Origin of the sequence: Clostridium sp. OM05-5BH (assembly GCF_003481505.1) — a bacterium.
GTDB classification, from domain to species: domain Bacteria; phylum Bacillota; class Clostridia; order Lachnospirales; family Lachnospiraceae; genus Otoolea; species Otoolea fessa.
On record NZ_QULJ01000001.1, the window covers coordinates 525,853 to 532,935 of the forward strand.

Annotated in this window: 6 protein-coding genes; all 6 read left to right on the forward strand. The window is 49.9% G+C overall.

The window, feature by feature from the left end; all coding sequences use genetic code 11:
• Positions 1–38 precede the first annotated feature (38 nt).
• Positions 39–497: a D-aminoacyl-tRNA deacylase gene (gene dtd, locus DXB70_RS02485; RefSeq protein ID WP_022359969.1), complete on the forward strand. Its 459-nt coding sequence runs from the start codon at positions 39–41 to the stop codon at positions 495–497.
• Positions 498–517: 20 nt separating this feature from the next.
• Positions 518–1,912 carry an aminopeptidase gene (locus DXB70_RS02490; RefSeq protein WP_118471364.1) on the forward strand — a complete coding sequence of 465 codons (1,395 nt, stop codon included), beginning with the start codon at positions 518–520 and terminating at the stop codon, positions 1,910–1,912.
• A gap of 276 nt (positions 1,913–2,188) precedes the next feature.
• Positions 2,189–3,325, forward strand: a complete 1,137-nt coding sequence (tig, locus tag DXB70_RS02495) for a trigger factor (RefSeq protein WP_118672591.1) — start codon at positions 2,189–2,191, stop codon at positions 3,323–3,325.
• Positions 3,326–3,363: 38 nt separating this feature from the next.
• Entirely contained in the window at positions 3,364–3,951 is a 588-nt protein-coding gene (locus DXB70_RS02500; RefSeq protein WP_022359972.1) for a xanthine phosphoribosyltransferase, read from the forward strand.
• Positions 3,938–4,732, forward strand: a complete 795-nt coding sequence (locus DXB70_RS02505) for an HAD family hydrolase (RefSeq protein WP_227589748.1) — start codon at positions 3,938–3,940, stop codon at positions 4,730–4,732. Before DXB70_RS02500 ends, DXB70_RS02505 begins: the two co-directional genes overlap by 14 nt.
• A gap of 192 nt (positions 4,733–4,924) precedes the next feature.
• Positions 4,925–6,793: a DNA helicase RecQ gene (gene recQ / locus DXB70_RS02510; RefSeq protein WP_118672592.1), complete on the forward strand. Its 1,869-nt coding sequence runs from the start codon at positions 4,925–4,927 to the stop codon at positions 6,791–6,793.
• The last annotated feature ends 290 nt before the right edge of the window (positions 6,794–7,083 follow it).

Below are 7,083 nucleotides of genomic sequence, written 5' to 3' on the forward strand. Positions count from 1 at the left end.
AGCAAGATTACAGGAAATATAAAAATCAGGAGAACAATATGAGATTTGTACTACAGAGAGTCAAACACGCGAGTGTAAAGGTAGACGGCGAGCTGATCGGCTCGATCGGCCGTGGATATATGGTGCTGATGGGTGTCAGTGACACAGACACGGAGGAAATCACCGACAAAATGGTGGATAAAATGTGCAAGCTGCGTATTTTTGAGGATGAGAACGGCAAGACGAACTGTTCGCTGGCGGATGTGGATGGTGAGATCCTGCTGATCAGCCAGTTTACTTTGTACGCGGACTGCAGCCACGGAAACCGCCCGGGCTTTACGGGTGCGGGAAATCCAGAACTGGCGAACCATCTCTACGAACACGCGCTGGCGCGCTGCGCCGGACAGGTGCGGAAGGTCGAGCACGGTATTTTCGGGGCAGATATGAAGGTCGAGCTTTTAAACGATGGACCATTTACGATTCTGCTGGATAGTGATACGATAGTGAAAAAGAAATGATTTGCAAAAGGAGGAAGGATATGTCAGTAGCGAAAGAACAGAGAGAAAAACTGATCTGGGAATTTCCTAATATTGGAAAGAAAGCCCCGGAGCAGGAGGAAAAGGCATTTGCATATTGCGAGGGATATAAGGAGTTTTTAAATGCGGCAAAGACCGAGCGCGAATTTGTGCGCGAGGCGGTGCTCCGCCTGAAAGAGGCTGGTTATGAGGAGTTCGAAGAAGGAAAAATCTATCAGCCGGGCGACAAGGTATACCAGATCAACCGCAAGAAAGCGCTTCTGATGAGCACGTTCGGAAAACGTCCGCTGGAGGACGGCGTCCGCATTAACGTGGCTCACATCGATTCCCCGCGCCTGGATCTGAAACCGAACCCGCTGTATGAGAAGGCAGAGGCGGCATATTTCAAGACCCATTATTACGGCGGCATCCGCAAATACCAGTGGGCGACGATCCCGCTGGCGATGCACGGCGTTGTGATTTTAAAGGACGGTACCTCGGTGGATATTTGCATCGGCGAAAAAGAGGGCGATCCGGTCTTCTGCGTGACCGATCTGCTTCCGCATCTTGCCGCACAGCAGAATGAGCGGAAACTGAAAGATGGCATCAAGGGCGAAGAATTAAATATCATTGTTGGATCCCTGCCGTACCCGTGCGAGGAAGAAGACTCAATCAAGGAGCCGGTCAAGCTACTGGCGCTGTCGATCTTAAATGAGCGCTTCGGCATGACGGAGAAGGATTTCCTGCGTGCAGAGATCGAGTTTGTGCCGGCAGTAAAAGCAACGGATGTCGGTCTGGACCGCAGCCTGGTCGGCGCTTACGGACAGGATGACAAGGTGTGCGCGTACACGGCACTGACCGCAGAGATGAAAGCCAAGTCCCCGGAATATACGACGGTTACGATTCTGGCAGATAAAGAGGAGATCGGTTCCGTTGGAAATACCGGCTTAAATTCCGATTTTACCCTGCATTATATCGAGGGACTGTGCAAGGCAGGAAATGTGGATGTCCGCAAAGTGCTGAAGCATTCTCTGTGCCTGTCGGCGGATGTCAATGCGGCGTATGACCCGACGTTTGCGAGTGTATTTGAAGAAAAAAACTCCTGCTATCTGAATAAGGGTGTCGTTTTGACGAAATATACGGGTGCGCGTGGCAAATCCGGCAGCAACGACGCGAGCGCGGAGACGATGGCGAAAGTGATCCAGATCATGGATGAGGCAGGCGTATACTGGCAGATCGGCGAGCTGGGCGCAGTAGACGTCGGCGGCGGCGGCACGGTTGCCCTGTTTGTGGCTGGCATGGATGTAGACGTTGTGGATATGGGGGTTCCGATTTTATCCATGCATGCCCCATTTGAGCTGGCGTCGAAACTGGATATCTATAACACATATCTGGCATTTGCAGCATTTTGCAGCTAAAAAATAGCCAGAAAATTCCGTCAGGAAAGACAAAACGTTTTTTTCTGGCGGAATTTTTTATCAAATAATTCATATCCGGTTTCCTTAAATTGGGAAAAGTGATGAACTATGAAAAAAGAGTTGCTGAAAATATAAAATATTGAAAAATCACTTTTGCGACAGGCTGGTTTGTGGTATGATGATTGGTAAGACATACGTGCAGATATATCATATGTGCGTTTGAAAGCCAGGTGCCGGATGGCGCAGGCAGGAAATTGAGAGATAGAGGACGACTAAATGAAGAGATGGAAAATAGCAGGCATCTGTCTGGCGGTTGCGGTAGCAGCAGCGGCATCTGGATGCGGAAAAAAGACAGGGACTGAGACGACCGCAGCAGAGAGCACGGCAGCAGAGACAGAGGAGTATGTCGCAGAGAGCAGCGTGAAGCTGGGCGAGTACAAAGGCATCGCTGTGACCGTGACCGAGGCATCCGTGACGGACGAGGAAGTAGAAAACCAGATTCAGCAGGTGTTGAATTCAAAGGCCGAGTACCGCGAGGTAGATCGGGCAGCCCAGACGGGCGATCAGGTCAACATTGACTATAAGGGACTTTTAGACGGTGAGGCATTTGAGGGCGGTACCGCCGAGGGATATGACCTGACACTGGGATCCGGCAACTTTATCGATGGATTCGAGGATGGGCTGGTCGGCGCTGTGAAGGGCGATCAGAAAGACTTAAACCTGACCTTCCCGGATCCGTATCCGAAAAACCCGGATCTGGCAGGTAAGGCGGTTGTATTTGAGGTAACGGTCAATGCGGTCAAGGAGCGCTCCGTTCCGGAACTGACGGATGAGTTCGTTGCTTCCGTATCACCGGATGATGGAACTGTGGAGAAATACCGTGAATCCACCCGTGAGAACCTCTTAGAGCAGAAACAGCTCTCGATTGACAATCAGAGAGATACGGATATTTTGAATGCGGTCGTGGACAATTCAGAAGTTGTATGCTCGACTGCATCGATCGACGAGGCATATGATACACAGTTAAAGGCATACACCAACATGCTTTCCTCCTACGGCGTCGATCTGGCGACCTATGCGGGCATGATTGGAAGCGACGAGGACAGCTTCAAGCAGGAGATCCGCCAGGAAGCCAAGGAAATGGCGAAACAGTCCCTCGTTTTAAATGAGATTGCGAAGCAGGAAAATATCACGATCGACGATTCGGACAAGGAAGCACTGGCGAAACGCTACGGCTACGAGAGCCTGGAGACGATGCTTCAGAACGATAACATCGATCAGAAGATGGTGGACGATACGGCACTGATGCAGAAGACACTTGATTTTCTGGTAAAAAATGCCAAGATCACCGTAAGCACTGAGGAGAACAATGCGGCGCTGAATACAGAAGCAGCCGAGGACGAGGCGGAGTAGAAAGCGTCTCATAAAAATACAGATAAGGGGATAGACATATGCAGATTTTATACGACAGAATCCGTAAAGATGGAATCGTAAGAGCAGGAAATGTATTGAAAGTGGATCGTTTCCTGAATCACCAGATGGATATTCATCTGTTCCAGGAGATCGGCAAGGAGTTTAAACGCCGTTTTGAGGGTGAGGAGATCAACAAGATCCTGACGATCGAGGCGTCGGGTATTGGTATTGCCTGTATCGTAGCCGAATATTTTGATGTTCCGGTTGTATTTGCCAAGAAAACAAAGACGAAAAATATTGCCGGAGAAGTGTATACAACGAAGGTTGAATCGTTTACCCATGGCACTGTATATGATATTATTGTGTCCAAGGAGTTCCTTGGAAAAGGCGATAAGGTTCTGGTTATCGATGATTTTCTGGCAAAGGGCAAGGCATTAGACGGTCTGACCACTTTGATTCAGGATTCGGGAGCAGAATTAGTTGGTGCGGGCATTGTCATTGAAAAAGGTTTTCAGGACGGCGGCAAACGCATCCGTGATAAGGGCATCCGCGTTGAGTCACTGGCGATCGTAGACAGCATGAATGCAGAGACCGGGGAGATCGTATTCAGAAATGAAGATAAATAAAAAAGCATTGTTTTTTGATATTGATGGAACATTGTTTAGTGAAAAATTAAGGCAGGTACCGCAAAGCGCGGTGCTTGCCTTAAAAAAAACAATGGAAAAGGGAAATTTGACATTTATTAATACGGGGCGGACCTGGTGCCAGACGTCCAAAATCCGGGAGGAAGCGCCGGTAAACGGGCTGCTCTGTGGCTGTGGTACCTATATTTCCGTGGATGGAAAGACACTCTATGACCAGAGAATTTCGCCGGAACGGGCGGAGAAACTGAAAGAGGATATTCTGCGGTTCCGGATGGATACAGTGATGGAGGGCGTGGACGCCTGCTTTTTCCGGCCAGATGGGGTGCAGACCGAAACGATGCGGGCGATCCGCTCGATTCTCGACCAGAGCGGCTCGGTTTCGGCGAAGAACTGGTCGGATCCGTCCTTTTCGATCAGTAAATTTTGCGTGGCAGTCGGAGCAGACAGTGATCCGGCGGGATTTTTTGAGACACTTCGGGATTTTGAGGTGATTGACCGGGGCGGCGGCTTCTATGAGTGTGTGCCGATGGGGCATTCTAAGGCGAGTGCGATCGAGTGGATTTTGAAGCAATATGGGATCGCGCTGGAGGACGCGTGGGTCTTTGGAGACAGCATGAACGATCTGTCGATGTTCCAGTATGTGCCGAATGCGGTTGTCATGGGAAAACACGATGCCGGGCTGGAGCCGTATGCGACGTTTACGGCGAAGACCGTGGAGGAAGATGGGATTTACCGGGCGATGGAAGAGCTGGGGCTTTTGTAAGGAAGCAATGGTTTGGTGTTTGATATATATGTATAAAGAGTGAAATTTGTGTGGATGTGTGGAGTTCAGAGAAACATCCTGTGGAGAGAAGTTTCAGGAAAGATTGACCTGGTGGATGTCTGAGACTTGAAATGCTCAAGATTGTGGATCGTTGAGACAGAACTAGAATGAAAGGGCGTTGGATAAAGATATATGAATTATGAGAAATCGGAAAAATATGAAGTTCTCAAGCGGTATTTCGGATATGACAGCTTCCGCGAGGGACAGGAAATACTGATTGACGGGATTCTTGATGGGCGTGATGTGCTGGGAATCATGCCGACGGGCAGCGGAAAATCACTGTGTTATCAGGTTCCGGCATTGATTCTTCCGGGAATCACGCTGATGGTGTCACCGCTGATTTCTCTGATGAAGGATCAAGTCACGGCACTCAATCAGGCGGGCGTCCACGCGGCGTATCTGAACAGTTCGCTGACGACGGCACAGTATTATAAGGCGCTTGGGTATGCGCGCGAGGGGCGTTATCCAATCATTTATGTGGCGCCGGAGCGTCTGATGACGGAGACATTTCTTGATTTTGCGATGCACGTGGATATTGCGATGCTGGCGATCGATGAGGCGCACTGCATTTCCCAGTGGGGACAGGATTTCAGACCGAGTTATTTGAAGATTGTTGATTTTATCGAGAAGCTGCCGAGGCGTCCGGTGGTCAGTGCTTTTACGGCGACCGCGACCAAGGAGGTCCGGGACGATATCATCGACATTTTGCAGTTACAGAATCCGGTGATGCTGACGACGGGATTTGACCGGAAAAACTTGTATTTTGCAGTGGAGACGCCGAAGGACCGCTATGCGGCAATCCGGGCATATCTGGAGGCGCACCCGGGGCAGGGAGGGATTATTTACTGTCTGACCCGCAGAAATGTTGAGGAGATCTGTGAGAAGCTGATCCGGGATGGATTTTCAGTGACGCGTTACCATGCGGGACTTTCCGATGCAGAGCGGCAGAAGAATCAGGATGATTTTATCTATGACCGGGTTCCGGTGATGGTGGCGACCAATGCGTTCGGCATGGGAATCGACCGGTCGGATGTACGGTTTGTCCTGCACTGCGGGATGCCGAAGAACCTGGAAGCCTACTATCAGGAGGCAGGACGTGCCGGGCGTGACGGCGAACCGGCGGAGTGCATCCTGTATTATAGCGGGCGGGATGTGGTGACGAACCAGCTCTTTATTGAGCGGAACCAGGACAATCGGGAGCTTGATGACTATACGCGGCAGGTGGTGCTGGAACGTGACCGGGAACGCCTGAAAAAGATGACGTTTTATTGTTTTACGAATGAGTGCCTGCGTGATTATATCCTGCGGTATTTCGGCGAATATGGAAGTAATTACTGCGGAAACTGTTCGAATTGTATGACGCAATTTGACACGATCGACATTCAGGCGGCGGCAGAGAGTCTCTTAGGCTGTGTGCAGTCGTGCGGACAGCGCTATGGAACAACGGTGATTCTCGACACGGTTCACGGGGCGAATACGGTAAAGATCCGCAATTACCGGATGGATGAGAATCCGCATTATGGGGAGCTGGCGAAGGAGAGCGTCGTGCATCTGCGCCAGATGTTTAACTTCCTCCAGGTGGAGGAGTATCTGTTTGTCACGACGGATGAGTATTCGATTGTCAAATTGACGGAAAAAGGTGCTGCTTTCCTGGAAGCACCGGAACCAATCGAGATGAAGATGGCGAAGGAGCGGGAGAAACAGACAGCTGGAAGCAGCAAAAAGAGCCGCCGGGGCGCGAAACTTCCAGCCGGGGCAGACGAATTTACGGAGAAGGAAGAGACGCTCTTCGAGGCACTCCGCGCGCTGCGCCGCGAGATCGCATCCGAGGAAAAAGTGCCGCCGTATATCGTATTTTCTGATAAGACGCTGACGCATATGTGTATTTTAAAACCGGTCACGAAAGCGGAGATGCTGGAGGTGTCCGGCGTGGGTGCGTATAAGTTTGAAAAATATGGAGAACGGTTTCTGGAATGCGTGCGGAAGTTCTTAGGACAATAAGCGGGAATCCTCGGCAATTCAATTACCGAGATGAAAGCGCAGTAGTGTGCATATCTGCACAATGCAAATAGTATAATAATTCTCATCCTTTGATAGTAATGCCGTAACCGGCATACAATAAAAACGAAAATACGTTCGAATAATGGTTGCGCATTACATTTCGATATGATATACTATATGTATGAAAGAAAATCTTATACATTATAGGACTTGTGTGTGTAATATTAACTACCATATGGTTTGGTCGGTGAAATACAGACCGAAGATATTAACCCCAGAAGTTGAGAAAT

Bases quoted from the DNA above. Each gene is read 5' to 3' on its own strand.
- dtd (WP_022359969.1), top strand. From the start codon at position 39: ATGAGATTTGTACTACAGAGAGTCAAACACGCGAGTGTAAAGGTAGAC.
- DXB70_RS02490 (WP_118471364.1), top strand. From the start codon at position 518: ATGTCAGTAGCGAAAGAACAGAGAGAAAAACTGATCTGGGAATTTCCT.
- tig (WP_118672591.1), top strand. From the start codon at position 2,189: ATGAAGAGATGGAAAATAGCAGGCATCTGTCTGGCGGTTGCGGTAGCA.
- DXB70_RS02500 (WP_022359972.1), top strand. From the start codon at position 3,364: ATGCAGATTTTATACGACAGAATCCGTAAAGATGGAATCGTAAGAGCA.
- DXB70_RS02505 (WP_227589748.1), top strand. From the start codon at position 3,938: ATGAAGATAAATAAAAAAGCATTGTTTTTTGATATTGATGGAACATTG.
- recQ (WP_118672592.1), top strand. From the start codon at position 4,925: ATGAATTATGAGAAATCGGAAAAATATGAAGTTCTCAAGCGGTATTTC.